Annotated in this window: 27 protein-coding genes; 17 read left to right on the top strand and 10 right to left on the bottom strand. The window is 73.4% G+C overall.

From position 1 onward, the window contains the following. The first annotated feature begins 86 nt into the window (after positions 1 to 86). Positions 87 to 695: a helix-turn-helix domain-containing protein gene (locus tag RKE38_RS00705; protein WP_316005543.1), complete on the top strand. Its 609-nt coding sequence runs from the start codon at positions 87 to 89 to the stop codon at positions 693 to 695. Then, entirely contained in the window at positions 692 to 1,984 is a 1,293-nt protein-coding gene (locus tag RKE38_RS00700) for an MFS transporter (RefSeq protein WP_316005542.1), read from the top strand. The genes RKE38_RS00705 and RKE38_RS00700 overlap by 4 nt, the downstream gene beginning before the upstream one ends. A gap of 1 nt (position 1,985) precedes the next feature. Here RKE38_RS00700 and RKE38_RS00695 read toward each other — a convergent pair whose 3' ends face one another. Further along, positions 1,986 to 2,783: a hypothetical protein gene (locus RKE38_RS00695; protein ID WP_316005541.1), complete on the bottom strand. Its 798-nt coding sequence runs from the start codon at positions 2,781 to 2,783 to the stop codon at positions 1,986 to 1,988. Positions 2,784 to 2,870: 87 nt separating this feature from the next. On the opposite strand from RKE38_RS00695, the gene RKE38_RS00690 reads away from it, so the two are divergent. From RKE38_RS00690 to leuA, 4 genes are all read left to right on the top strand, one after another. Further along, entirely contained in the window at positions 2,871 to 3,332 is a 462-nt protein-coding gene (locus RKE38_RS00690; protein ID WP_316005540.1) for a hypothetical protein, read from the top strand. A 58-nt stretch (positions 3,333 to 3,390) separates the two neighbouring features. Beyond that, positions 3,391 to 4,065 carry a GntR family transcriptional regulator gene (locus RKE38_RS00685; protein ID WP_316005539.1) on the top strand — a complete coding sequence of 225 codons (675 nt, stop codon included), beginning with the start codon at positions 3,391 to 3,393 and terminating at the stop codon, positions 4,063 to 4,065. Next, complete coding sequence (locus RKE38_RS00680; protein ID WP_316005538.1) at positions 4,062 to 5,090, top strand: 1-aminocyclopropane-1-carboxylate deaminase; 1,029 nt, start codon at positions 4,062 to 4,064, stop codon at positions 5,088 to 5,090. Before RKE38_RS00685 ends, RKE38_RS00680 begins: the two co-directional genes overlap by 4 nt. Before the next feature lie 252 nt (positions 5,091 to 5,342). After that, positions 5,343 to 7,088 carry a 2-isopropylmalate synthase gene (gene leuA / locus RKE38_RS00675; RefSeq protein WP_316005537.1) on the top strand — a complete coding sequence of 582 codons (1,746 nt, stop codon included), beginning with the start codon at positions 5,343 to 5,345 and terminating at the stop codon, positions 7,086 to 7,088. A gap of 91 nt (positions 7,089 to 7,179) precedes the next feature. On the opposite strand, the gene RKE38_RS00670 is transcribed toward leuA, so the two are convergent. Continuing rightward, entirely contained in the window at positions 7,180 to 7,809 is a 630-nt protein-coding gene (locus RKE38_RS00670) for an alpha-ketoglutarate-dependent dioxygenase AlkB (RefSeq protein WP_316005536.1), read from the bottom strand. A 139-nt stretch (positions 7,810 to 7,948) separates the two neighbouring features. Between RKE38_RS00670 and recO the strand changes: the two genes are divergently transcribed. Genes recO through RKE38_RS00655 form a run of 3 tightly spaced genes read left to right on the top strand, consistent with a single transcriptional unit; the run spans position 7,949 to position 10,443 of the window. Then, positions 7,949 to 8,800, top strand: coding sequence for a DNA repair protein RecO (gene recO, locus RKE38_RS00665; protein WP_316005535.1), 852 nt, complete (start codon positions 7,949 to 7,951; stop codon positions 8,798 to 8,800). Beyond that, the gene (locus tag RKE38_RS00660; RefSeq protein ID WP_316005534.1) at positions 8,797 to 9,585 is read left to right on the top strand and encodes an isoprenyl transferase; all 789 of its coding nucleotides are present in this window, start codon (positions 8,797 to 8,799) and stop codon (positions 9,583 to 9,585) included. The genes recO and RKE38_RS00660 overlap by 4 nt, the downstream gene beginning before the upstream one ends. Positions 9,586 to 9,615: 30 nt before the next feature. Then, positions 9,616 to 10,443, top strand: coding sequence for an SDR family NAD(P)-dependent oxidoreductase (locus tag RKE38_RS00655; protein WP_316005533.1), 828 nt, complete (start codon positions 9,616 to 9,618; stop codon positions 10,441 to 10,443). A gap of 25 nt (positions 10,444 to 10,468) precedes the next feature. On the opposite strand, the gene RKE38_RS00650 is transcribed toward RKE38_RS00655, so the two are convergent. The 6 genes from RKE38_RS00650 to RKE38_RS00625 form a co-directional block, all read right to left on the bottom strand. Beyond that, positions 10,469 to 10,966: a hypothetical protein gene (locus tag RKE38_RS00650; RefSeq protein WP_316005532.1), complete on the bottom strand. Its 498-nt coding sequence runs from the start codon at positions 10,964 to 10,966 to the stop codon at positions 10,469 to 10,471. A gap of 294 nt (positions 10,967 to 11,260) precedes the next feature. After that, entirely contained in the window at positions 11,261 to 11,653 is a 393-nt protein-coding gene (locus RKE38_RS00645; RefSeq protein WP_316005531.1) for a Fur family transcriptional regulator, read from the bottom strand. Continuing rightward, a complete protein-coding gene (locus tag RKE38_RS00640; protein ID WP_316005530.1) occupies positions 11,650 to 12,711 on the bottom strand; it encodes a metal ABC transporter permease in 1,062 nt (353 codons plus the stop codon). Before RKE38_RS00640 ends, RKE38_RS00645 begins: the two co-directional genes overlap by 4 nt. After that, positions 12,708 to 13,532, bottom strand: a complete 825-nt coding sequence (locus RKE38_RS00635) for a metal ABC transporter ATP-binding protein (protein WP_316005529.1) — start codon at positions 13,530 to 13,532, stop codon at positions 12,708 to 12,710. Before RKE38_RS00635 ends, RKE38_RS00640 begins: the two co-directional genes overlap by 4 nt. Then, on the bottom strand, positions 13,529 to 14,494 hold the full coding sequence (locus RKE38_RS00630; protein WP_316005528.1) for a metal ABC transporter substrate-binding protein: 966 nt from the start codon (positions 14,492 to 14,494) through the stop codon (positions 13,529 to 13,531). The genes RKE38_RS00635 and RKE38_RS00630 overlap by 4 nt, the downstream gene beginning before the upstream one ends. A 36-nt stretch (positions 14,495 to 14,530) precedes the next feature. Beyond that, the gene (locus RKE38_RS00625) at positions 14,531 to 14,818 is read right to left on the bottom strand and encodes a DUF6703 family protein (protein WP_316005527.1); all 288 of its coding nucleotides are present in this window, start codon (positions 14,816 to 14,818) and stop codon (positions 14,531 to 14,533) included. A 131-nt stretch (positions 14,819 to 14,949) separates the two neighbouring features. Here RKE38_RS00625 and RKE38_RS00620 point away from each other — a divergent pair, with 131 nt between their 5' ends. From RKE38_RS00620 to RKE38_RS00610, 3 genes are all read left to right on the top strand, one after another. Then, positions 14,950 to 16,365 carry a glycine--tRNA ligase gene (locus tag RKE38_RS00620; RefSeq protein WP_316005526.1) on the top strand — a complete coding sequence of 472 codons (1,416 nt, stop codon included), beginning with the start codon at positions 14,950 to 14,952 and terminating at the stop codon, positions 16,363 to 16,365. Positions 16,366 to 16,551: 186 nt separating this feature from the next. After that, entirely contained in the window at positions 16,552 to 17,061 is a 510-nt protein-coding gene (locus RKE38_RS00615) for a sigma factor-like helix-turn-helix DNA-binding protein (protein WP_316005525.1), read from the top strand. Beyond that, a complete protein-coding gene (locus RKE38_RS00610; protein ID WP_316005524.1) occupies positions 17,058 to 18,320 on the top strand; it encodes a hypothetical protein in 1,263 nt (420 codons plus the stop codon). The genes RKE38_RS00615 and RKE38_RS00610 overlap by 4 nt, the downstream gene beginning before the upstream one ends. Positions 18,321 to 18,441: 121 nt before the next feature. On the opposite strand, the gene RKE38_RS00605 is transcribed toward RKE38_RS00610, so the two are convergent. Then, positions 18,442 to 19,386: a patatin-like phospholipase family protein gene (locus RKE38_RS00605; RefSeq protein WP_316005523.1), complete on the bottom strand. Its 945-nt coding sequence runs from the start codon at positions 19,384 to 19,386 to the stop codon at positions 18,442 to 18,444. A 114-nt stretch (positions 19,387 to 19,500) separates the two neighbouring features. Here RKE38_RS00605 and RKE38_RS00600 point away from each other — a divergent pair, with 114 nt between their 5' ends. From RKE38_RS00600 to RKE38_RS00585, 4 genes are read left to right on the top strand one after another with little or no spacing between them, the layout of a single operon-like run. After that, positions 19,501 to 20,472, top strand: coding sequence for an ABC transporter ATP-binding protein (locus RKE38_RS00600; protein WP_316005522.1), 972 nt, complete (start codon positions 19,501 to 19,503; stop codon positions 20,470 to 20,472). Further along, positions 20,469 to 21,281, top strand: a complete 813-nt coding sequence (locus tag RKE38_RS00595) for an ABC transporter permease (RefSeq protein WP_316005521.1) — start codon at positions 20,469 to 20,471, stop codon at positions 21,279 to 21,281. Before RKE38_RS00600 ends, RKE38_RS00595 begins: the two co-directional genes overlap by 4 nt. A 53-nt stretch (positions 21,282 to 21,334) precedes the next feature. Continuing rightward, complete coding sequence (locus tag RKE38_RS00590) at positions 21,335 to 22,555, top strand: sensor histidine kinase (RefSeq protein WP_316005520.1); 1,221 nt, start codon at positions 21,335 to 21,337, stop codon at positions 22,553 to 22,555. Continuing rightward, positions 22,552 to 23,160: a response regulator transcription factor gene (locus RKE38_RS00585; RefSeq protein ID WP_316005519.1), complete on the top strand. Its 609-nt coding sequence runs from the start codon at positions 22,552 to 22,554 to the stop codon at positions 23,158 to 23,160. Before RKE38_RS00590 ends, RKE38_RS00585 begins: the two co-directional genes overlap by 4 nt. Positions 23,161 to 23,263: 103 nt before the next feature. Here RKE38_RS00585 and RKE38_RS00580 read toward each other — a convergent pair whose 3' ends face one another. Further along, positions 23,264 to 24,097, bottom strand: coding sequence for a sulfurtransferase (locus RKE38_RS00580; protein ID WP_316005518.1), 834 nt, complete (start codon positions 24,095 to 24,097; stop codon positions 23,264 to 23,266). 38 nt (positions 24,098 to 24,135) lie between these two features. Between RKE38_RS00580 and dusB the strand changes: the two genes are divergently transcribed. Further along, positions 24,136 to 25,341, top strand: a complete 1,206-nt coding sequence (gene dusB, locus RKE38_RS00575; protein ID WP_316005517.1) for a tRNA dihydrouridine synthase DusB — start codon at positions 24,136 to 24,138, stop codon at positions 25,339 to 25,341. Positions 25,342 to 25,433 lie beyond the last annotated feature (92 nt).

Below are 25,433 nucleotides of genomic sequence, written 5' to 3'. Positions count from 1 at the left end.
CCCCCGGGTGGCGTCGTGGACGAGACTCGGAGGATGTGAGAGAGTCCTCTCGAAACAGTTCTCTCACGTGTGTCGAGGACCCTGTCATGGCGAACCCGTACGGCGACATCGAGCTCGACCCCCGGGGCATGCGGGCGCTGGCCCACCCGGTCCGGCTCGCCATCCTGAGCCGGCTGCAGAGCGACGGGCCCAGCACCGCCACCGCCCTCGCGCCGCTCGTCGGCGCGACGCCGTCGGTCACGAGCTGGCACCTGCGCCACCTGGCGGAGCACGGGCTGGTGCGAGACGCCGACGTCGAGTCCGACGGCCGGCAGCGGTGGTGGGAGGCCGTGGGTGGGGGCTTCCGCTTCGCGGCGACGGACGAGGCGAGCCTCGACGCCGCGACCGTCCTCGGCCGGACGATCATGGAGCAGGCGGCCGCGCTGCCCGAGCGCTGGGTGCGCGACGTGGAGCCGCTGCTCGAGGTCGACTGGCGCCGCTCGGCCGGGCTGTCGAACACGACCGTCGAGGTGACGGCCGACGAGCTCGCCGACATCGAGGCTGCCATCGAGCAGGTGCTGGCCCCGTACGTCCTGCGCAAGCGCGGCGGACGCCCCGACGGTGCCCGCCGCGTGCGGATGCTGCGCTACGTCCTGCCCGAGGCCCCTGCCGTTGACGAGGCCGGCCGGGAGGCGCGCGACCGGAGCGAGTCATGACCGTCGGGGACGTGGCCGGCACCGGGCCGTTGTGGCGCGACCGCCGCTTCGCCACGTACTGGGTCGGGCAGGGGGTGTCGCAGTTCGGCGACCGGATCACCGAGCTGGCCCTCCCGCTCATCGCGGTGACGACCTTGCACGCCGAGGCCCGGACGGTGGGCCTGCTCACCGCCGCGGTGTGGGCGCCGAACCTGGTGTCGCTGCTCATCGGCACCTGGGTGGACCACCACGAGCGCAAGCGCCGGCTGCTCGTCCTGGCGGACCTGTTACGGGCGGCTGTCCTCCTCACGCTCCCGCTCGCCCACTGGTTCGGGCTGGTCACGCTGCCCCAGCTCTTCGCCGTCGCCCTCGTCGCCGGGCTCGGGCAGGTGCTCTACCAGACCTCCTACCCGAGCTTCTTCGTCGGGCTCGTCCGCCGGGACCAGTACGTCGAGGCGACCAGCCTGCTCAGCGCCACGCGGTCGGCATCGTTCGTCGCCGGCCCGGCGGTGGCGGGTGGCCTCATCCAGGCACTGACGGCCCCGGTCGCGATGGTGGTCGACGCGGCCTCCTTCCTGGTGTCCGCCGTCCTCATCGGGCGGGTCCGGGTGGCGGACCTCCCGGTCGATCCGGCGCCGTCCGGTGGCCTTCTCCGGCGGGCTCGCGACGGCATGGCGCTGGTCGTGCGACACCCGTACCTGCGCCCGTCGCTGCCCTGCGCCACCACGGTCAACTTCTTCAACCTGATGGTGGGCGCCCTGCTCGTGCTCTTCGCGAGCCGGGAGCTGGAACTGTCGGCCGGGCTCATCGGGCTCGCCCTGGGCATCGGAGCGACGGGCGGCCTGCTCGGGACGGTGGCAGCCGGGCGGCTGTCGAGGCGGTTCGGCATGGGCCGGACGATCATCGCCGGAGCCGTCCTCTTCTCGGCCCCGTTCGCCGCCCTGCCCCTGGCCGGCGGCCCCGTGTGGTCGCGCGTGGCGGCCCTCGCCCTGGTCGAGTTCGTGTCGGACTTCGGGGTGATGTGCTTCGACGTCCCGCTCAACGCGGTGATGGCCGCGGTCACCCCCGACCCCGTCCGTAGCCGGGTGACCGGCGCGTTCTCGACCGTCAACTACGGGATCCGGCCGCTGGGGGCGGTGGTGGGCGGCCTGCTGGGTGACGCGATCGGCATCCGCCCCACGCTGGTGGTCGCGGCCGTCGGGGGAGCGCTCGCGTTCGCCTGGCTCCTCCGCTCGCCGATCGCCTCCACCCGCGGCATGGACGACCTCGAGGTGCCCGAACCGGTGACCGCACCTGCGGCGACAGGCTGACTCAGCCCGGCGCGAAGCCCCAGCCGCGCTCGGCCAGGGCGTCCCGCAGGAACCTGACCGCCACGGGTCCGACGCCGTGCAGCGCGGCCAGCTCGTCCTCGCGCAGGTCGCGGACCTGCTCCAGGGTCCAGATCCCCTGGCCTCGCAGGGCCCGGGTCGCCGGTGCGCCGATCCGCGGGAGCGGCGTGCCCTCCGGCGCGGCGGCCCGGTCCGTCCGCGGTGTCCCCGACTCGGCGTCCACCACGGCCGCCCCGCGCGGCGAGAGCCGGTAGCCGATGTCGAGGGACTCGGTGAGCCCGAGCTCCTTGAGCTTGCGGACGTCCCGCTTGAACGACGGGGTGTCGCGTCCGAGCTCCGCCGCGAGCTCGGGCGCGCGGACGGTGGGGGAGCGGTCGATGATGCCCAGGGTGGCCCGGGTCCACGGCCCGATCGACGACGCCGCGTCGAGCCGGTCCAGCCGCCGCCGGATCGTGGCGACCTCCTCGGCGTCCGGCACCGCGGCGCGCAGCTCCTCGCGCGGGTCCGCTCCGGCATAGCGCAGCCCGACCCGCCAGACGGGCCGGTCCGCCTTCGCCTCGAGCATCCCGCGCAGGTGCGCCAGCGACGGCGAGCCCGCCCGGCGCGCGTCGGTCGCGGTGATCCGGGACGGTGCGACCTGGTCGACGCTGGTGACCTCCAGCAGACCGACCCGCGTGCGCAACCGGGTGCCGACGAGCACCCGCGGCCGGTCCCAGCGGCGGAACGCCAGGTCCACGTCACCGGCCTTGATGGCCGCGAGGGTGTCGGGGCGGATCATCATGCGCCGAACCTACCGACGGACCTTCGGCACTGTCGCCCACCTTCTCGCGGGCGGTCCAGTGGGATCGAGGAGACGCGGAGGTGCACCATGACGAGCCCCACCATCGAACCCCGGACCCGGACGTCCCCGACCCGGACGCGCCCCACCCGGACCCAGCGACGGGTGGGCTACGTCGCAGGGGCGTTCGTCAACGCACTGCTGCTCGGGGCCGTGAACGGCTGGCCGGGCTGGGACGCCCTGCCGTTCCTCACCGATGACTTCCGGCTGGTGCTCGGCTGGGTCAACGCCTCCATCGTGGTGGGCCTGCTCGCCAACCTCGTGTATGCCGTGAGCGACCCGCCGTGGCTGCGCGCCGTCGGCGACGGTGTGCAGAACATCGTCGGCCTGGTCGCCATGGTGCGTCTGTGGCAGGTGTTCCCCGTCCACTTCGCCCCGGGCGGCTTCGACTGGGAGCTCGTGGCGAGGGTCTTCCTCGGGATCGGCATCGTCGGGGCCTCGATCGCGGTCGTCGTGGCGTTCGTCCGACTGGTCCGCCGCGCGGCCACGTGACGCAACCGCTCGACGGGACCGCTTGACGCGACCGCAGCAGTGATATGCAATATATCGCGTGCCCGTCCCTGCTCCGTCAGACGTGTCGTCGCCCCGACAGCTGCTGCGCGACGACGTCTACCAGCGCCTGCGGTCGGCCATCGTCGACGGCACGCTCGAACCGGACGAGGTCGTCCGGGACCAGGAGCTGGCCGCCTGGCTCGGGGTGAGCCGGACGCCCGTGCGTGAGGCGCTCCTGCGGCTGCAGCAGGCAGGCCTCGTGACCGCCACGCCCGGACGGTCCACCCGCGTGGCGTCCCTCGACGCCCGGGCCACCCGGGACGCGCAAGCCGTGGTCGCCGCCGTGCACGAGGTTGCCGTCCGGGCTGCCGTCGAGCAGCTCACCGCCGACGACCTCGCCGCCATGGCCGAGGCGAACCGGCGGTTCAGCCGGGCGCTGCGGCGCGGCGACGCCGAGGCCGCGCTCGCCGCGGACGACGAGCTGCACGGCATACCGGTGCGGGCGGCGGGCAACGCGGCGGTCCGCGACGTCCTCGAGCAGTACACCCCGGTCCTGCGCCGCGTGGAGCGGCTGCGGTTCGGCTCGCTCGACGCGCGGGGATCCGTCCGGCTGCACGACCAGCTCATCGCCGCGTGCACCGCCCGCGACGCAGAGGCTGCCGCCCGGGCGAGCACCCTCACCTGGCAGACCCTCGTCCCACTCCTCGACCAGTCCACCGGAGGCACGCTGTGAGCATCGACGACTTCGAGCGGTACCCGCTCACCTTCGGGCCCAGCCCGGTGCACCGGCTCGACCGGCTCACCGCACACCTCGGGGGCGCGCAGGTGTGGGCCAAGCGCGAGGACTGCAACAGCGGCCTCGCGTTCGGGGGCAACAAGACCCGCAAGCTGGAGTACATCGTCCCCGACGTGCTCGCCTCGGGCGCCGACACGCTCGTCTCCATCGGCGGCTACCAGTCCAACCACACCCGGCAGGTCGCGGCCGTCGCTGCGAAGCTCGGCCTGAAGTGCCGCCTCGTGCAGGAGAAGTGGGTGGACTGGGACGACCCGGTCAACGACAGGGTCGGCAACATCCTGCTGTCGCGGATCATGGGCGCCGACAGCCGGCTCGACCCGCACGGCTTCGACATCGGCATCCGCACCTCGTGGGAGGACGCCCTGCGCGAGGTCGAGGAGGCGGGTGGCACGCCGTACGGCATCCCGGCGGGTGCGTCGGAGCACCCGCTCGGGGGCCTTGGATTCGCGAACTGGGCGTACGAGGTGGCCGAGCAGGAGCGCGAGCTCGGCGTCTTCTTCGACACCGTCGTCGTCTGCACGGTGACGGGCTCGACGCACGCCGGGATGGTCGCGGGGTTCGCGGCCCTCGAGGACGCCGGCGGCCGCCCCCGACGCGTCATCGGCATCGACGCCTCGGCGACGCTGGAGAAGACCCGCGCCCAGGTCGACCGCATCGCGCGCCACACGGCGTCGCTGATCGGCCTCGAGCGCGAGCTGCGCGACGAGGAGGTGACCGTGCTCGAGGGATGGGCCGGCGACCTCTACGGCATCCCGGTCGAGTCCACCGTCGAGGCGATCCTGCTCAGCGGGCGGCTCGAGGGGATGATTCTCGACCCCGTCTACGAGGGGAAGTCGATGGCCGGCCTCGTCGACCTGGTGACCTCCGGCGAGATCGGCAGGGACTCGACCGTCCTCTACGCCCACCTCGGCGGCCAGCCGGCCCTCAACGCGTACTCCGGGATCTTCCCCTTCTCGTCGTGAGGGCACCGGCGGGCTGCGCGAGGCCGACTGGACCGCGTCTGCGCGGGACGCGGCGTGTCCGGATCGTGGGCGCACCCAACCGCACGTTGGACGGATGCCGCCCACCGGCATACCCTCGACGCGTGCGTTCCTCGCGCCTCCTCCTTCGCCGCCGCGGCGGGGCCTGACCGATCAGCCGCCCCTCGTCGCGGAGTTCGCGTTGCCGGCTGAGGCCCTCCCGGGCCACCCCAGCGAATCGTTAGGCGAGACACCATGATCCACCCCCAGCAGCCGTCGGGTATGCCGGTCGCGAAGTACGTGCCGTTCCAGGACCAGATCGCGGTGGACCTGCCCGACCGCACCTGGCCGACCCGGGTCATCGAGAAGGCACCGCGCTGGTGCGCGGTCGACCTGCGCGACGGCAACCAGGCCCTCATCGACCCCATGAGCCCGGACCGCAAGAAGCGGATGTTCGAGCTGCTGGTCCGCATGGGCTACAAGGAGATCGAGGTCGGCTTCCCGTCGGCGAGCCAGACCGACTTCGACTTCGTGCGCATGCTCATCGAGGACGACATGATCCCCGACGACGTGACGATCCAGGTCCTGACGCAGTGCCGCGACCACCTCATCGAGCGCACCTTCGACGCGATCCGCGGCGCCAAGCAGGCGATCGTGCACTTCTACAACTCGACCTCGGTGCTGCAGCGGCGCGTCGTCTTCGGGCTCGACCAGGACGGCATCGTCGACATCGCGCTGCAGGCGGCCCGCCTGTGCCGCAAGCTCGAGGAGACCATCCCCGACACGGTCGTCTACTACGAGTACAGCCCGGAGTCCTACACCGGCACCGAGCTCGAGTTCGCCGTGCGGATCTGCAACGAGGTGGCCGACGTCATCGACCCGACGCCCGACCACAAGATGATCATCAACCTTCCCGCCACGGTCGAGATGGCGACGCCGAACGTGTACGCCGACTCGATCGAGTGGATGATCCGCCACCTCGAGCGCCGCGAGTCGATCGTCGTCAGCCTGCACCCGCACAACGACCGCGGCACCGGGGTCGCGGCAGCCGAGCTCGGCTACCTCGCAGGGGCCGACCGGATCGAGGGGTGCCTGTTCGGCAACGGGGAGCGCACCGGCAACGTCGACCTCGTGACGCTGGGTATGAACCTGTTCAGCCAGGGGATCGACCCCGAGATCGACTTCTCCGACCTCGACGAGATCCGTCGCACGGTCGAGCACTGCAACCAGCTCCCCGTCGCGGAGCGGCACCCGTGGGGCGGCGACCTCGTCTTCACGGCGTTCTCCGGGTCCCACCAGGACGCGATCAAGAAGGGCTTCGAGGACATGGAGCGCCAAGTGGCGTCGTCCGGGAAGTCGATCGACGAGCTCGTGTGGGGCGTGCCGTACCTGCCCATCGACCCGCACGACGTGGGGCGCTCGTACGAGGCCGTGGTGCGTGTCAACAGCCAGTCCGGCAAGGGCGGTGTCGCGTACCTGCTCAAGAAGGAGCACCAGCTCGACCTGCCGCGCCGGCTGCAGATCGAGTTCAGCGGGGTCGTGCAGGCCAAGACCGACACCGAGGGTGGCGAGGTCAGCGCCGCGCAGCTGTGGGACGTCTTCCAGGACGAGTACCTGCCCGCGGTGGACGGTGCGGCCAACACCTGGGGCCGGTTCACCCCGGTCACCCATTCCCTCATCACCGAGGACGGCGGGGTCGACCGCATCACGGCCACGATGCTCGACCACGGCCAGGAGGTCACCGTCGAGGGCAGCGGCAACGGCCCCATCGCCGCCTTCATCGACGCGCTGTCGACGCTCGGGGTGGACGTGCGTGTGCTCGACTACGCCGAGCACGCGCTGTCCGCCGGTGGCGACGCGCGCGCCGCGGCCTACGTGGAGTGCGCCGTCGGCGACCGCGTGCTGTGGGGCGTCGGCCTGCACGCCTCGATCGTCAAGGCGTCGCTGACGGCCGTGCTGTCCGCGGTGAACCGCGCCGAGCGCGAGCCCGCCACCCCGTGAGGTGAGGTGTGCCGGGGGGCCCGGCGTCGCGGCACACCTCCGGTCCGGGGACGGAGCGCCGCGTGGCGCCCTCGGAGCTCCTCCCGGCCCCTCAGCGGACGCCGCGCGGACGGAACTGGATCGAGATCCGGGGCCCCACGGCCTTGGTGGTCTTGGGGATGCAGTGGTCCCACGTGCGCTGGCACGAGCCGCCCATGACCACCAGGTCCCCGTGCCCGAGCGAGAAGCCGATGGAGGAGCCGCCTCCCCGCGGACGCAGCATCAGCGAGCGCGCCGAGCCGACCGACAGGATCGCCACCATGGTGTCGAGGTCTTTCGACCTGCCGATCCGGTCGCCGTGCCAGGCCACCGAGTCCCGCCCGTCCCGGTAGAGGCACATGCCCGCGGTGACGAACGGCTCGCCCAGCTCCGCGGCATACCGGCGGCTCAGGGCCTCCCGCGCCTCGGCGAGCACGGGGTGGGGGAGCCGCTCGCCCTCGTCATAGAACTTGAGCAGTCTGGGGACGTCGACGACGCGCTCGTACATCTCCCGGCGCTCGGCCTTCCACGGCACGTCGTGGTGCAGCTCGTCGAAGACCCGGTCGGCGCCGGCCAGCCAGCCGGGGCGGTAGTCGACCCACGCACCCCGTGACAGCGGGGTCCTGCTGAGCCCCGCGTCGAGGTCGTGCAGCGCGACGTCGTCTCCGGTGTCGAGCAGCGATGCCTGCCATGCAGCGGTCATGCTGCGAGCGTACGCCGATTCGAACACACGTTCTAGTGGGTCGGTGCGAAAACCGGTGTGCGTTAGCCACGACGTCGGCGTTGTGCCACGTCACGGCCCGCCTCCCGCCAACGGCCCGCCGGGTTGAGACAATGGTGCGGTGCCCCTGTACCGCGACGAAGGCATCGTCCTGCGCACCCAGAAGCTGGGTGAGGCGGACCGCATCGTCACGCTGCTGACGCGCCGCCTGGGCAAGGTGCGCGTGGTCGGCAAGGGCGTCCGGCGCACCAAGAGCCGGTTCGGGGCGCGGCTCGAGCCCGGCATGCACGTCGACGTCCAGTGCTACGAGGGTCGCTCGCTCGACACGGTGACGCAGGCCGAGTCGATCGCCAGCTGGGGCGACGTCCTGGCGCGCGACTACACGACGTACACCGCCGCGGCCGCGATGCTCGAGACGGCCGACCGGCTCACCGAGGAGCGCGAGCCGAACCTGCAGCAGTACCTGCTGCTCGCCGGCGCCCTGCGCTCCATGGCCGAGGGCCTGCACGACCCGGGGCTGGTGCTCGACGCCTACCTGCTGCGGGCGCTCGCGATCGCGGGCTGGGCGCCGAGCTTCCACGACTGCGCCCGCTGTGGCGCGCCGGGCCCGCACCGCGCGTTCAACCTCGCGTCCGGCGGCACCGTCTGCCCGTCGTGCCGCCCGCCCGCCTCGGCGGCGCCGGCCCCGGAGACCCTGGCGCTGCTCGCGTCGCTGCTCGCGGGGGACTGGGTGATCGCGGACGCCTCATCGGGCCGCCACCGGCGCGAGGCGAGCAGCCTGGCCAGCGCGTTCCTGCAGTGGCACCTCGAACGCGGTGTGCGATCGTTGCGCCTCGTGGACCGCCGCGACCCCGACCGCCCCGAGACCAACCCCGCCATCACGTGGTCGGCCCCGCCGCCCGTCGAGGCAGCGCCGGTGGAACGGGTCGCGCAGGCCCACGCCGCGCTCGCCGGACGGACGGGGGAGGCGTGAGCCCGGCATACGCGAAGCCGTTCCCGCACCCGAGCGGGGCGACGCCGCCGCCGGTCCCGCGCGAGCTGGTGCCCGACCACGTCGCGGTCGTGATGGACGGCAACGGGCGGTGGGCCAACCAGCGCGGTCTCCCGCGGACCAAGGGTCACGAGGCGGGCGAGGCCGCGCTGCTCGACGTCGTCGCCGGCGCCATCGAGATCGGGGTCGGCCACCTGTCGGCGTACGCGTTCTCGACCGAGAACTGGAAGCGCAGCCCCGACGAGGTGCGCTTCCTCATGGGCTTCAACCGCGACGTCATCCGGCGCCGCCGCGACCAGCTCCACGAGTGGGGCGTGCGGATGCGCTGGGTCGGCCGCCGTCCGCGGCTGTGGGGCTCGGTCATCAAGGAGCTCGAGACCGCCCAGGAGCTCACCAAGGACAACACCGGGCTGACGCTGTACTTCTGCGTCAACTACGGCGGCCGGGCGGAGATCGCCGACGCCGTCCAGCGGGTCGCCGAGCAGGTGCAGCGCGGCAAGCTCAAGCCCGGGTCGATCGACGAGAAGACGATCGCGCGCTACCTGCCTGAGCCGGACATGCCCGACGTCGACCTGTTCGTGCGGTCGTCGGGGGAGCAGCGGACGAGCAACTTCCTGCTGTGGCAGAGCGCGTACGCCGAGATGGTGTTCCAGGACACGCTGTGGCCCGACTACGACCGCCGCCACCTGTGGCAGGCGATCGAGACGTATGCCGCGCGCGACCGCCGCTACGGCGGAGCCGTCGACCGCGCGGAACCGTCGGCGTGACCCGGGTGACGGCGTGACCGGGGCGACTCCGTGACCGGGCCGGCTGCGGGTCTGCCCGGCGCGTTCGACCTGCGCGGGCGGGTCGCTCTCGTCACCGGCGCCGGCGCGCCGGACGGCATCGGCATGGCGACCGCCCGGCTGCTCGGCAGCCTCGGCGCCGCGGTCGCCGTCGCGGCGACGACGGACCGGGCGCGCGAGCGCGCGACCGAGCTGGAGGCGGTCGGCACGCCGGCGGTCGGGGTGGTGGGCGACCTCACCGACCCCGACCAGGTGGGCCGCGTGCTCGCCGAGGTCACGCGGGCCCTGGGCGCGCCCACCGTCGTCGTCAACAACGCCGGCATGACGAGCGTCGCCTCCCCGGCCGTGGACGTCGCCTCCTCCGGCGGCACGGAGTCCGGCTCGGTCGGGGCAATGGACCCCGCGCGGTGGCGGCTGGCACTGGCCCGCAACCTCGACACGGCGTTCCTCGTCACCAGGGCCGCGCTGCCGGCGATGGAGGCGGCGGGCTGGGGCAGGGTCGTCATGGTGTCGTCACTGACCGGACCCGTGATGGCCATGCGCGAGGAGGCCGGGTATGCCGCCGCGAAGGCCGGCCTCGTCGGCCTGGCCCGGTCGGTGGCGGTCGACTACGCCGGCCGGGGCATCACGGCCAACGCGGTCGCCCCCGGCTGGATCGCGACCGGGAGCCAGACCGCCGACGAGGTGGGGCACGGTCGACGGACGCCGGTGGGCCGCAGCGCGACGCCCGACGAGGTCGCCGCTGCGGTGGCCTTCCTCTGCAGCCCGGGCGCGTCCTACGTCACCGGCCAGTGCTTGGTCGTCGACGGCGGCAACAGCATCGCCGAGGAGCGCGGCTGACCGCCCGGTCGTGGCGCACCCTCCGTCAGGCCTTGCGGTGGATGTGCCCCAGCGTGTCGGCCTCGATCGACTTGCTCGTCGTGGCCTCCGGCGAGGACACGACCACCAGGAGCACTCCCTCGTCGACGTGGAGCGCCGTGAGCCGGACGTTGGCCCCTCCGGTCTCGGGGGACATGTCGTACGAAGCCGTGAGCGCGTCGCCGACGGCACTGTGGAACCGTCGGATGTCCACCCGGCCCGCGGCGACCGGGGCCAGCTGCTGGTAGATCTCGCCGTCGGTGGGCAGCGCGTCCATGCCCTGCATGTCGAGCGTGACCTGGGACGAGGAGCCGGCCGGGCCGGCGAGGACCAGGTCGAGCTGTCGCAGCTGCTGGCGCAGATCGCTCATCTCCACGTGCGTGCGCCTGGCCACCTCGGCCAGGCGGTCGGAACCGGCCTGGTCGCTGGGGTCGAGGGCGGCCGCGTCGAGCGCCTCCCACGAGTTCGGGACGGACAGGACCACCTGGGATCGGGGCACGGTCACCCAGTGGGACCCGCTGGGTGCCGCGGGCTCGGCGGCTCCGCCTCCGCAGGCCGTCAGTGCCACAGCCGTCGCAGCGGCGAGGGCAGCGCACGCCACCCTCAGCCTCCCCTGTCGTCCTCCCCCCACGGCCGGGAGGCTACCGCGGACAGCCTCCCGGCGGTGCCGTGTCGCGCACATCGGTGGTGGCCACCTCGGTGGCTGCGGCCTCGTCGGTAGCCATGTCTGCCTGCAATGCCGGTTGCCGGCGGTCGGGGGTGCCGGCGGTCGGGGGGGAGGAGTGCAGGGTCGTCCGGCTCAGGCGGAGCAGTCGGCGCAGGTGCCGACGATCTCGACCGTGTGCTCGACGTCGCGGAACCCGTGCGCCGCACTGACCGCGGCGGCCCAGGACTCGACCGCCGGGCCCTCCACCTCGACCGCGCGGCCGCACTCGCGGCAGACGAGGTGGTGGTGGTGACCGGTGGAGCAGGCGCGGTAGACCGCCTCGCCCTCGTCGGTGCGCAGCATGTCGATCTCGCCGTCGGCCGCCATCGCCTGCAGGTTCCGGTAGACGGTGGCGAGCCCGACGGGGTCGCCGGAGTCGCGCAGCAGGGCGTGCAGCTCCTGGGCTGACCGGAACTCCGAGCTGCCCGACAGCACCGCGGCCACGGCGGCGCGCTGACGGGTGGGCTTGCGGGGGGTGGTCGTCATCGAGTTCCTCCCTGGGTGCTGGTGCCGGCAGGCTCGTCCCGGTGGTCTCCATCGCTGCCGGGGCCGGGCTCGTGCTCGTCACGGTGGCCTTCGTGCGTGGCGTGCTCGTCCCAGTGGCCCTCGTGCGCCGCGTGCCGGTGGTCGCCGTGGAGGTAGTCGACGTGGTCGCCGTGGGCCACGGCGGGGTGGCCGCAGGCGGGACCGTGCTCGTGGTCGTGCCGCTCGGCCCGCCGGTGCCGGCGAGCGCTGCTCCGGGCCGCGACCGCCGAGACGGCCGACACGACCACGAACGCACCGATCGCCAGGAGCACGATGGTCCCGCCGGACGGCGTCTCGGCGTAGAACGAGGTCACCACGCCCCCGACGCTCGACAGCACGCCGATCAGCACGGCCCACCGCACGGACGAGCGGAAGGACCGGCCGAGCAGCTGGGCGGTCGCGTTCGGGATGATCATGAGCGCGGAGATGAGCAGCAGCCCCACCACGCGCATCGAGACGACCACGGTGACCGCGGTCAGCACGGCCAGCGCGATGTTGAGCCCGGTGACGGGCAGGCCCGAGGCACGGGCGTACTCCTCGTCGTTGGCGACCGCGAAGAGCCACGGGCGCAGCAGCCACGTCGCGAGCAGGACGACGAGCGCCAGCCCGGCGAACACCCACAGGTCGCGCTGGTCGGCGGTGGTGATCGCGCCGAACAGGTATGCCGTGAGGTTGGCCGGGGAGCTCGACGGCGACTTCGCGATGATGACGACACCGGCGGCGATGCCGCCGTAGAACATCACGGCCAGGGCGATGTCGCCGCTCGTGCGCCCACTGGCACGGATCAGCTCGATGCCCACGGCCGCGGCGACCGCGGCCACCAGGGCGGTCAGGACGGGCGCCTGCCCGGTCAGCACACCGACGGCGACACCGGCGAGGGCGACGTGGCCCATCCCGTCGCCGATGAGCGAGAGCCGTCGCTGCACGAGGAAGACGCCGACGAGGGGGGCTGCGATGCCCACGAGCACGGCGGCGACGAGCGCCTGGCGCATGAACCCCAGGGCGAGCAGCTCGGTCATGCGAGGTCACCTCCACGGGGGTCTACGGGGCCGGCGCTCGGCGTGAAGGCACGGGTCGGCGGGTGGTCATGGCTGTCGTCATGGTGCCCGTCGTGCCGCTCGTGGCGACCGGCGGCGTACTCCTGCAGCGGTCCGTCGAACCGGACGCGGCCGCCGTCGACGACCACCACGCGGGTGACGACCTCGGCGAGCGCGGCGAGCTCGTGCGTGACGACGACCATCGTGGTGCCCGCGGCCGCGAGCCGGGCCATCACGTCGGCGAGCACGCGCTGGTTGGCGACATCGACGCCGGCCGTCGGCTCGTCCATGATCAGGACGTCGGGCTCGGAGGCGAGGGCCCGCGCGATGAGCACGCGGCGCTGCTGGCCCCCCGAGAGTGTGGTGACGTCGGCTCCGGGGCGGTCGGACAGGCCCACGAGCTCCACCGCCCGGTCCACGACTGCGGTCTCGTGGGCGGTGCGCAGGACCGGTGCCCACCAGCGGTGGTGGGACAGCCGGCCCGCGGCCACGACCTCGCGCACCGTGGCGCGCACCGAGGAGGAGAGGGTGTGCCGCTGCGGCACGTAGCCGATCCGCGAGTGCTGGGTGAAGTCGTCGCGGGGGACGCCGAACAGCAGCGCCCGGCCGGCGACCTGGTCGTTGAGCCCGAGCAGCCCGCGCACCAGCGTGGACTTGCCCGAGCCGTTCGGCCCGAGCACGGCGACGACCTCTCCGGCCGAGACGGTCAGGTCCACCCCGCTGACGACGGCGTGGTCGCCGTAGCCGAAGGCGGCACCGTCCAGCCTGATGATCGGGGTCGTGGTCGGGGTCGTGGTCGTCATGAGCACTCCTGTCCGGATCGGAGGACCTGCAGGTTGCTGCGCATCACCGCGAGGTAGTCGGTGCCACGGCTGTCGGAGGTGATGCCCTCGATGGGGTCGAGCACCGCGACCCGCGCGCCCGTCTCGCGCGCCAGCGTGTCGGCCACCGCGGGGCTCACCAGCGTCTCGGCGTAGATGGTCCTGGCGCCCACCGCGCGCACGTGCGCGGCCACGGCGGCCAGCTCCGCCGGGTTCGGCTCGGCCTCGGGGTCGAGCCCGGTGATGCCCTCCTGGTGCAGGCCGTAGCGCTGCGCGAGGTAGCCGAACGCGGCGTGCGACGTCACGAGGTCCTTGCTGCGACAGCTCGCGAGCCCGGTGCGGTACTGGCCGTCGAGGGCGGTGAGGTCCGCCCGCAGGCCCGCCGCGTTGTCCCGGTATGCCGTGGCGTGGGCGGGGTCGAGCGCGGCCAGCCGGTCGGCGACGGCTGTGGCGACCGCGGCGTAGCGCTGGGGGTCCAGCCAGAAGTGCGGGTCGACCGCGGCGTGCGCCGCGTGGGCGGACGCGCTCTCACCGGCGTGGTCGTGGCCGTCCTCGGTGCTGACGAGGGAGAGGTCGGCGGCGGGGGAGACGTCGAACGCCTGGCGAGCGGCGTCCTGCCGCACGGCCTGGTCGACCGCGGGCTGGAACCCCTTCTCGTAGACGACGAGGTCGGCGGTGGCCATGGCGCCCACCTGTCGCGGGGTGAGCTCGATGTCGTGCGGTTCGCCGCCCGGCTTGGTCAGGCCCTGCACCTCGACGTGGTCGCCGCCGACGCGGTGCACGAGGTACTCGAGGGGGTAGAACGCGGCCGAGACGGCCAGGCGCCTGCTGCCGTCGGTCGCGGTGCCCGTGCCGGAGCCGCACGCCGCGACGCCGGTGACGGCGAGGGCGGCGAGCCCGAGGGCGGTGACGTGGCGGCGGCACGACATGACAACGATTCTCATCTGAAATGAGAATCGTTGTCAACTAGGCCGCGCGCGTCAGGTGCGCGGCACCGCCTGGATGACGGTGATTGCGAGGGCCATGATGACGACGGTGGCGCGACCGGCCCGGGCGCCGCCGTCCAGCGCCGGCCAGCCGAGGTAGAGCGTCCACACGAGGAACAGGACGACCGGCACGAGGAGCAGCCAGCCGAGGCCGGGGAGCGCGATCCCGCCGACCATCAACGCCAGGACCACGAGGAACGGCACCGCGCGCGGCAGGGCGTTGAGTCGCTGGAGCAGGGGCAGGCTGGCGGACTCGATCCGTTGGCGTGTCGTCGTGGGCACGGACGAACCCTACGACGGGCCGTGGTGCGGCCGGGACATCCCGTCGAGGCGCCCCGTCGACATACCCCGCGGACGTACCCCGCGGACACACCCCGTCGAGGCCGCAGCGGGCGCACAGTAGCCTTGCCCGCATGGCAGCGCCCTCCACCATCGACACCGTCGTCTCCCTCTGCAAGCGCCGGGGCTTCGTCTTCCCCAGCGGCGAGATCTACGGCGGTACGAGGTCTGCCTGGGACTACGGCCCGCTCGGCGTGGAGCTCAAGGAGAACATCAAGCGGCAGTGGTGGAAGTCCATGGTCACCGGCCGCGACGACGTCGTCGGCCTCGACTCCTCGATCATCCTGCCGCGCCAGACCTGGGTCGCCAGCGGCCACGTCGGCGAGTTCACCGACCCGCTGACCGAGTGCCAGTCCTGCCACAAGCGGTTCCGCGTGGACCACATGCAGGAGGCCATCGCGGAGAAGAAGAACGCCAAGAAGGGCGCGGGTGACGCCGAGGTCGACCCCGACTCGATCCCGCTGGCCGAGATCGCCTGCCCGAACTGCGGCACCCGCGGCGCGTGGACCGAGCCCCGCGAGTTCAACATGATGCTCAAGACCTACCTCGGCGTCATCGAGGACGAGTCCGGCCTGCACTACCTGCGGCCCGAGACGGCGCAGGGCATCTTCGTCAACTTCCTCAACGTCATGAACGCCTCGCGCAAGAAGCCGCCGTTCGGCATCGGCCAGACCGGCAAGAGCTTCCGCAACGAGATCACCCCCGGCAACTTCATCTTCCGCACCCGGGAGTTCGAGCAGATGGAGATGGAGTTCTTCGTCAAGCCGGGTGAGGACGAGGAGTGGCACCAGTACTGGATCGACGAGCGCACCCGCTGGTACACCGACCTCGGCATCAACCCCGACAACCTGCGGCACTACGAGCACCCCGCCGACAAGCTGTCGCACTACTCCAAGCGCACGGTCGACATCGAGTACCGCTTCAACTTCACCGGCTCGGAGTGGGGCGAGCTCGAGGGCATCGCCAACCGCACCGACTTCGACCTCACGACCCACAGCAAGCACTCGGGCACCGACCTCGTCTACTTCGACCAGGCCAGCGGTGAGCGCTACACCCCGTACGTCATCGAGCCCGCGGCCGGCCTGTCCCGCTCGCTCATGACGTTCCTCGTCGACGCGTACACCGAGGACGAGGCACCCAACACCAAGGGCGGTGTCGACAAGCGCGTCGTGCTGCGGCTGGACCGCCGGCTCGCGCCGGTGAAGGCCGCCGTGCTGCCGCTGTCGCGCAACGCCGACCTGTCGCCCAAGGCCCGCGACCTCGCCGCCCGCCTGCGCCGCAACTGGAACATCGACTTCGACGACGCCGGCGCCATCGGCCGCCGCTACCGCCGCCAGGACGAGATCGGCACGCCGTTCTGCGTCACGGTCGACTTCGACACCCTCGAGGACCAGGCCGTCACCGTGCGCGAGCGCGACACGATGGCCCAGGAGCGCGTCTCGCTCGACAAGGTCGAGGAGTACCTCGGCAGCCGCCTGCTCGGCTGCTGACCCCTCGGCAGCCGCCTGCTCGGCTGCTGACTCCTCGTCTGCTGACTCCTCGGCACACGCCGCTCGGCACACCGCCCTGCGCCCCCTGCCCACGACACGTCGTGGGCAGGGGGCGCAGTCGTCCGCGCCGCGCTCCCGTGCCGTCCCTCGCGGTGAGGGGGAGAATCGCGGTGGAGAGGGGTTCGGGTGCAGCGCGAGGTCGACGAGGACTTCGCCCGCTACGTGCGGGCGCGGCAGCACTCCCTGCTGCGCGCGGCATACCTGCTCTGCGGTGACGCCCGGCTCGCCGAGGACCTGCTCCGGGGTGCCTTCACCTCCGTGGCCCTGCGCTGGCACCGGGTGCGCACGGGGGATCCCGACGCCCACGTGCGCCGGGTCCTCTACCGTGACGCCATGGCGGCCCTGCGCCGCGCCCGGAGGGACTCCATCGCCGGGGCGCTGCAGCAGCTCGCCGGCAGCGACGGCACGACCGTGCCCGGCCGGGGTGGCGTGGACGAGGCGCTCGCGGCACTGACGCCGAAGCAGCGGGCGGTGGTGGTCCTGCGGTACTTCGAGGAGCGCAGCGTGGAGGACACCGCCGAGGTGCTGGGGATGTCCGCCGGTGCCGTCGACGGGGTGGCCCGCGCCGCCGTGGCCAGGATGCGCGCCAGGGTGCCGGATCTCGAGGTCGGGCTGGCGGGGGAGGCGCTGCCGTGACCGACCGCGACCTCGGTGCCCTGCTCCAGCGCGCCTCCGCGGACGTCATCGAGGTGGACCTCGTCGAGGACGCGTGGGGCGCGGCCCTGCAGGAGCGTGCGCGGCGACGCCGCGCGGTGAGTGGCGGCGTCGGTGCGCTCGCCGCGGGGGTGCTCGCGGTGGCGGCCCTGCAGCTCACCGGCGGTGGGCCTGCGCACCCGCCGCGGTACACCGTCACCACGCCCCCGACCACCGGCACGCTCGGTGACCGGACGCCCTACGCGGTGCTGCCGCTCGAGGGGGTCGAGGGCGGGCTGCCGCTGTTCGAGGCCGGGCTGCCCCAGGTCGTCGACGCCTACGGGCCGAGCACGCCCCTGTCCACCCTGGCCGGGCCCCCGCGGGACGTGGTCGCCGTGGTCCTGCGCCGCGACGGGGGCGGGTACCGGCCGGTGCTGGTGACGGCGGCCGGCGAGCAGGTGGTCGTGGACCGGCTGCTCCTGTCGCCGACGCGCGACAGGGCCGGGGGCGACGGCGTGCCGCTGGGGCCCCGGGCGTTCGGTGCGGGGCGCTACGTCGTGTTCCCGCAACCAGGGAAGGTGGTGCGCCTGGACGTGCGGGACGGCTCCGTCACCTCGTATGCCGTGCCGTCACCGTACGTCGACTCGGCCGCGTGGGGCTCGGCCGCGGGCGAGGTCCGCGTGCGGGCGGCTGACCGGGCATGGACCATCGACACCTCGGCGCCGGGGGCTGCCGCGGTCCCGGCCGACGCCTCGGTGTCGGACGGTGCGACGGCGCTCGCGCTCGCGCCGGGCACGCAGTCTCTGCGCGTCGCCCGCTACGACGCGACGTCGCACGCCGTGGTCGGCGAGCGCTCCGTCGCCGCGCCGGCGACCGAGCTCTGGGGACCCACTGTCGCCTCGGCGCAGTGGGTCGCCACGGGGGCGTTCCTCGACCAGGACCTGACGTACCCGCTCATCAGGCGCGGCAACGGCCCCATCTACCAGGGGCTCGTCGCCGTTCGTCCCGACACCGGGTCGGTGACCGTCCTGGCCGCACCCGAGAACCCCGACGGCCAGGTGGGGCGGGTCACCCGGTGCTGCTCGGTGCTGGGCTGGGCGGACGCGCACACCGCACTGGTGCAGACGGTCGGCGCGCACGGGTCGTGGGTGCTGGCGTGGGACGTCGAGAGCGGGCGCGTCATGCGGGTCACCCGGATCGCGGCCAACCCGGCGAAGCAGGAGGTCCCACGGATCGCCCTGGCCGTCGGGTCCCGCTCCTAGCGGGCAGTCCTCGCGCTCCAGTCCTCGCGCAGCGCCCTCACGCTGCGCCCTCGCCCTCCGCGCTCCAGTCCTCGCGCGCCGCAGCCGCGGCCCGGCGCTCACCGCAGCCGCGGCCCGGCGCTCACCGCCAGAGCTGGGCTAGCTCGGCGGCGAGGGCGCGTCCCTGCTCGTGGCCTCCCCGAGCCGCCTGCGGCCGGGTCGACGGGTCGAGCGCGTTCGCGTCGAAGACGGCCCCGGCGCGGGCGTCGGGAAACACCGTCTCGACCTGGCTGCCCGCCGCGCGCAGTTCGCGCACCTGGGTCGCGAGGTCCATGCCCCAGCCCGCGGGCATCCGTGACCTGCCGCCGAAGGGCGACAGCACGAGGACCCGCTCACACCCGGCGGCGAGGTCGGCGTTCTCGCTGCGCCGGTAGCCGCCGTTGAGGTACCACGTCCCGCGGATGCGGTACGGCGTCATCGCGGAGGTGCTGGCGGCCACGGCGTCCACGAGGTCGACACCGCTGTGGCGGTCGAAGACGACCGGCTCCCCGGTCCGGGCGTCGACGGCGGGGATCAGCACCCGCCGGTCCGGCCACTCGTGGCCGGGCAGCCGCGAGGCGGTGACGTCGCGCCAGCGGGACGTGCCCGAGTCGTCGTCCCCCATCCGCTCGAGCGCCGCAGCGCCCATCCGGCGCCTCATGTCGGCCGGGTCCGACGCGGCGGCGACGACGTCGTTCGACCAGTCCAGGTAGGCGCTCCCCGACACTCCCCGGGCCGGACCGTTGCCCGCCGCGCCGCCGCGCGAGACACGGGGGTCGCCGGAGTCCCGCGAGGTAGGAGAGTCGCGGGAGCCGCGGACGGTCGGGCGTGACGGGGGCACCTCGGTGAGCACCGCGGCGTACAGGTCGGCGAGGGGTGTCCCGCTCGTCACCTGGGCTGCCACGGTGGACCCGGCCGAGGTGCCGATGACGACGTCGGCGTCGGTCACGTCGAGGCCGGCGTCGGCGAGCCCCGCGAGCAGGCCGATCTCCCAGGCGTTGCCGGCTGCTCCGCCGCCGGCGAGGACGAGTGCGCGCACGGGGGGCATTCTGCACCCGCGGGGGCGCCTGACAGTCGGCTGGGAGCCGGCTGACAAAGGTCACGGGGAGCTCGTGACGCGTGTGTGGCGGCTCCCGCGCCCGCTCCCGGCAGGCTTCCTGCCATGACACAGACGCAGACACGCGCGGCCGCGCCGACCACCGGGGTGCCGGCGGTCCGGCTCGCCGGGCTGGCCAAGAGCTTCGGCCGCGTCCGTGCCGTACGGGGGATCGACCTCACCGTGCGGCCGGGCGAGATCGTCGCCTTCCTCGGCCCCAACGGCGCAGGCAAGACCACCACCATCGACATGATGCTGGGCCTGTCCCGCCCGGACAGCGGCACCGCCGAGGTCTACGGCATGGACCCGCAGGTTGCCGTGCGGCACGGCCTCATCTCGGCGGTCATGCAGACCGGCGGGCTGCTCAAGGACCTCACCGTCGGCGAGACCCTCCGCTTGACCGCGAGCCTGTTCAGCGACACGCGCCCGGTGGAGGAGGTGCTGGCGCGGGCGGGGATCGCCGAGATCGCGGACCGGAGGGTCGGCAAGTGCTCGGGCGGCCAGCAGCAGCGACTGCGCTTCGCCATGGCCCTGCTGCCCGATCCGGAGCTGCTGGTCCTGGACGAACCGACGACGGGCATGGACGTGACCGGGCGGCGCGACTTCTGGGCCGCCATCCGCGAGGACGCCGAGCGGGGGAGGACGGTCCTCTTCGCGACGCACTACCTCGAGGAGGCGGACGCGTACGCCGACCGCATCGTCCTCGTCAGCCAGGGGCAGGTCGTGGCCGACGGGACGGCGGCCGAGGTGAAGGCCCTCGTCTCCGGCCGCACCGTGCGCGCGACGCTGCCCGACGCGGATGTCGCTGCGCTGCAGGCGATCCCGGGCGTCGAGACCGTCGAGGTCCGGGGCGACTCGGTCCTGGTGGCGTCCACCGACAGCGACGCCGTCGCCCGGCACCTGCTGACGCACACCGCTGCACGTGACCTCGAGATCGCCTCCCGCGGGCTCGAGGACGCCTTCATCTCCCTGACCGCCGACCCGACCGCCGAGGTTGCGGACACGGCCGTCACGACCACCGAAGGAGCGCGCCGATGAGCGCCACCGCCTCGACCGGCCCCACCGCGACGGCCGGCGCCGTCCCGCACCGCACCGTGCCACCGCTGGGCAGCCTCAACCCGACGCTGCTGCGGCTCGAGGTGCGCCGGATGCTGCGCAACCGGCGAACCGTCATCTTCTCGGTCGTCATGCCCGTGCTGTTCTTCCTCATCTTCGGCACCGGCAAGTCCTACTCGAACCAGGACGCCGGCCACGGCAACGTCGCGGCCTTCATCATGCTGTCGATGGCGCTCTACGGAGCCATGCTGTCGACTACCGGCGGCGGCGCCATGGTGGCTGTGGAGCGCAGCCAGGGCTGGAGCCGGCAGCTGCGTCTCACCCCGCTCACGTCCACGGCATACATCGTCGTCAAGGTGCTCGTGGCGATGCTCCTCGGCGCGGTCTCCATCGCCGTGACGTATGCCGCGGGCGCCTTCAGCGGCGCGCACATGGACTCGCACCTGTGGCTGGAGACCGGGCTGATCGCGTGGGTCGGGTCGCTCGTCTTCGCGGCGTTCGGCGTGTTCATGGGGTACCTGCTGCCCAGCGAGAACGTCATGCAGATCATCGGCCCCGGGCTGGCGCTCTTCGCCTTCCTCGGCGGGCTGTTCGTGCCGCTGGACCAGATGGGCAGCACCTTCGCCACCATCGCCAAGCTCACGCCCATGTACGGGTTGAGCCAGCTGGTGCACTCGCCCCTGACCGGTGACAGCCCCGGTGCCGCCGCAGTGGTCAACGTCGTGGTGTGGCTCGCGGTGTTCGCGGGAGGCGCGGCGTGGCGGTTCCGCCGAGACACGGCGCGGGTCTGATCTCGGCCGCGCTGCGTACGCTCACGGCCCCCGACTCTGAGAGGCTGGGGGTCGTGAGCGAACGCACTGGTGCCGCGGACTTCGCGGAGCCGCGTCCCCGGTTCTTCGCCGGGGACGAGACCGCAGGCTGGCGGGCCCGCCTCGGCGCCCTGCTGCTCGGCGGGGTCTGGCTGGTCTTCCTGTCGGACGCGTACACGCAGGCCTGGGCCAAGCGCGACGAGCCGCGTGCGGACGGCGGCCTCATCGTCCTGACCGCGTTCGTCGTGCTGTACCTGCTCAGCTTCAGCCACCTGCGCTCGGCCGTGTGGGGGACGCGGTTCGTCGCCCCCGCCACCCGGTGGTACGTCAGCCGGCTGGCCCTCGTCTACTGGGCCGGGCTGGCCGTCCTCGCCGCGCTCGCCACCGTCACGATCGGCCAGGAGGGCGCCTCGACGTGGGTCTTCCTCGCGGTCTCTGGGCTGTGGACGTTCCGGATCCGGGTGGGGCTCGTCATCGGCCTGGTCCTCGTGGCGGTCTACGAGTTCCTGACCTTCCACCTGCACGGGTGGAGCCACAACCCCGGCATCAGCATGTCCATCGTCCTGGCGATGCTCGCGGTCACCGGGGGGATGCTGGCGTCGCAGCGGCAGCGGGCCCTGGCGGAGGCGCGGGAGGAGAACGCGCGGCTGGCGATCCAGGAGGAGCGCAACCGGATGGCGCGCGACGTGCACGACATCCTCGGCCACAGCCTCACCGTCATCACCGTCAAGGCCGAGCTCGCCGCCCGGTTGCTCGAGGTCAGTCCCGAGCGCGCCCAGGCCGAGGTCGAGGACCTCGAGCGGCTCGCGCGCGACGCGCTCGCCGACGTCCGCCAGGCGGTGGCCGGCTTCCGGGACATGTCGCTGCCGGCCGAGCTCGCACGCGCCCGGTCCTCGCTGGCCGCCGCTGGGATCGAGGCCGAGCTGCCGAACTCGACGGAGGCCGTGCCGACCCGCCTGCGCGAGCTGTGCGCCTGGGCGCTGCGCGAGGGCGTCACGAACGTCATCCGGCACAGCGGCGCCACGACCTGCACGGTGACGCTGACGGAGCGGGGCATCACCGTCGCCGACGACGGCGTCGGCGCAGGGGCGGGCCAGCCGGGCACAGGGCTGATCGGACTCACCGAGCGCGCCTCCGCCGTCGGCGCGTCCCTGCGTACGCGCCGCCTCACGCCGCGCGGTTTCGAGCTCTCGGTGCTCGCCCGCGACGGCCTCGACCACACCCCCACACCCCGACCGGACAAGGTGGATGCATGACGATCCGACTGCTGCTCGCCGACGACCAGGCGCTCGTGCGCGGTGCCCTGGCCTCCCTGCTCGGGCTGGAGCCCGACATGGAGGTGGTCGCGGAGGTGGGCACGGGCGACGAGGTCGTGCCCGCGGCCGTCACGAGCAACCCGGACGTCGCGCTCATCGACGTGGAGATGCCCGGGCTCGACGGCATCGCCGCCACGGCCGCGCTGCACGACGCCATGCCCGCGGTGCGGGTGCTCATCGTGACCACGTTCGGCCGGCCCGGGTTCCTGCGCCGGGCCCTGCAGGCTGGTGCGAGCGGGTTCGTCGTCAAGGACACGCCCGCCCGCCAGCTCGCCGAGGCGGTGCGCCGCGTCCACTCCGGCCTGCGGGTCGTCGACCCGTCGCTGGCGGCCGACTCGCTCGCCGGCGGCGAGTCACCCCTGACGGCACGGGAGACCGAGGTGCTCATCGCGGCCCGGGGCGGTGGCTCCGTGGCCGACATCGCCCGGCAGGTGATGCTGTCGGAGGGCACCGTGCGCAACCACCTGTCCTCGGCGATCGGCAAGACCATGGCGCGCAACCGGGCCGACGCCGTGCGGATCGCCGACGAGTACGGCTGGCTCTGACGCCGCCCCTGGCCGCCTCTGCCGCACCTACCGCCTTCCTCGTTCGATGTGCTCGGCCATCACCGGGTGAGGGCCGGACACTTCGAACCGGGAGCTCGCGCAGTCAGTCGCCGGTCGCGACGGGGCGCGTCGGGTCCGTGATCCAGTCGCTCCAGGAGCCGACGTAGAGCGCGGCCTTGATGCCCGCCTCGTGCAGCGCCAGGACCTCGTGGGCGGCCGTGACGCCCGACCCGCAGTACACCCCGACCTCGACGCCGTCGCGGACCCCGTTGTCGGAGAAAAGCTTCCGCAGCTCCGGTGCCGGCCGGAACCGACCGTCCGGCTGTGCCGTGGTCGTCGTGGGCAGGTTGACCGCACCCGGCACGTGACCGGCCACCGGGTCGATCGGCTCGGTCTCCCCGCGGAACCGCTCAGGCGCGCGTGCGTCGAGCAGTATGCCGTCGCGAGCGACCCGGGCGGCCGCGTCAGCGTCGAGGACGGACAGCTCGCCGTCCAGCCCCGCCTCGAACGTCCCGGCGCCCGGCTCGGGGAGCTCTGTGGTGACGGGTCCACCCGCCCGCTGCCAGGCGGCCAGCCCGCCGTCGAGGACGCGGAGGTCCTGCGCGCCGAAGTGGCGCATCACCCACCAGGCCCGCGCCGCGGCATACGAGGGGCCCTGGTCGTACACCACGACGCAGGAGGCGTTGTCGGCACCGCAGCGGCGCAGCGCCTCCTGCACCGCGTGGCCCGTGGGCATCGGGTGGCGCCCACCCGGTCCGGGTGACCCGGCCAGCTCGGCGTCGAGGTCGACGTGGTGCGCGCCCGGCAGGTGAGCGACCTCGTACGGGTCGCGCCCGGGCGGACCCCCGGATCCTGACAGGCTCCACTGGACGTCGACGAGGACCAGACCCTCCAGCCCCTCCTCGAGGAGGGCCTCGGCGGACACGAGTGCGCGCATTCGGCCATCCAACCAGCAGGTGGGACACTGGTGCGGCCATGACCGTCACCACCGCACCGAACGCCGTCCTGCCGCCCCTCCAGATCGGGCGGCACACCATCGAGTCCCCGGTCGTGCTCGCACCCATGGCGGGCATCACGAACCGCGCCTTCCGCAAGCTGTGCCGCGAGTACGGCGAGGACGGGCTCAGCCGCGGGGGAGCGAGCGGCGCCACGTCGCTGTACGTCAGCGAGATGATCACCTCCCGCGCCCTGGTCGAGCGCACCCCGGAGACGATGCGGCTCATCGAGCACGACCCCGAGGAGAGCCCGCGCTCCATCCAGCTCTACGGCGTCGACCCTGCCACCGTCGCGGCCGCCGTGCGGATGCTCGTGACCGAGGACCGCGCCGACCACATCGACCTCAACTTCGGCTGCCCCGTCCCCAAGGTCACCCGCAAGGGCGGCGGCGCCGCCCTGCCGTGGAAGCGCGACCTGTTCGAGGGCATCGTCACGGCCGCGGTCCGTGAGGCCGACCCGTATGCCGTGCCCGTCACCGTCAAGATGCGCAAGGGCATCGACGACGACCACCTGACCTACCTCGAGGCCGGTCTCACGGCCGAGCGCGCCGGGGTCGTGGCAGTCGCCCTGCACGGGCGCACGGCCTCCCAGGCGTACTCCGGCGAGGCCGACTGGACCGCGATCGCGCGCCTCAAGGAGACGGTGCGGTCGATCCCGGTGCTGGGCAACGGCGACATCTGGTCGGCCGAGGACGCCGTGCGCATGGTCGAGGAGACCGGCTGCGACGGCGTCGTGGTCGGCCGTGGCTGCCTCGGGCGGCCGTGGCTGTTCACCGACCTGGCCGCGGCGTTCGCCGGGAGCCCCGTCCGGGTGCAGCCGACGCTGGGCGAGGTCACGGCCACCCTGCGCCGGCACGCCGTCTACCTCGTCGACTTCTACGACGACGAGCTCAAGGCCTGCCGCGACATCCGCAAGCACATCGCCTGGTACCTCAAGGGTTTCCCGGCCGGGTCCACGGTCCGCAACTCCCTCGCCCTGGTCGACTCGCTCGAGGCGCTCGACGAGCTGCTGGCGAGCATGGACGCGTCGGCCCCGTGGCCGGGCGAGCCCGCCGAGGGCCAACGCGGCCGGGCCGGCTCGCCGCGGGTCGTCGCCCTGCCCGACGGCTGGCTCTCGAGCCGCGAGCTGAGCGCCGACCACCGCCGCGCCGTCGCCGAGGCCGAGCTGTCCGTCTCGGGCGGCTGAGCGACACCTCCTGGCAGGTGCCACTGCGTGTGTTGGAGCGATCACAGCGGGCGGGACCGCGCGAAGGGCGCCCCCGGATTCCGGGGGCGCCC

This window comes from Phycicoccus sp. M110.8, assembly GCF_032464895.1.
GTDB lineage: Bacteria > Actinomycetota > Actinomycetes > Actinomycetales > Dermatophilaceae > Pedococcus.
Note: the sequence above shows the minus strand (reverse complement) of the source record. Positions and strands in the feature narration are given on the sequence as shown.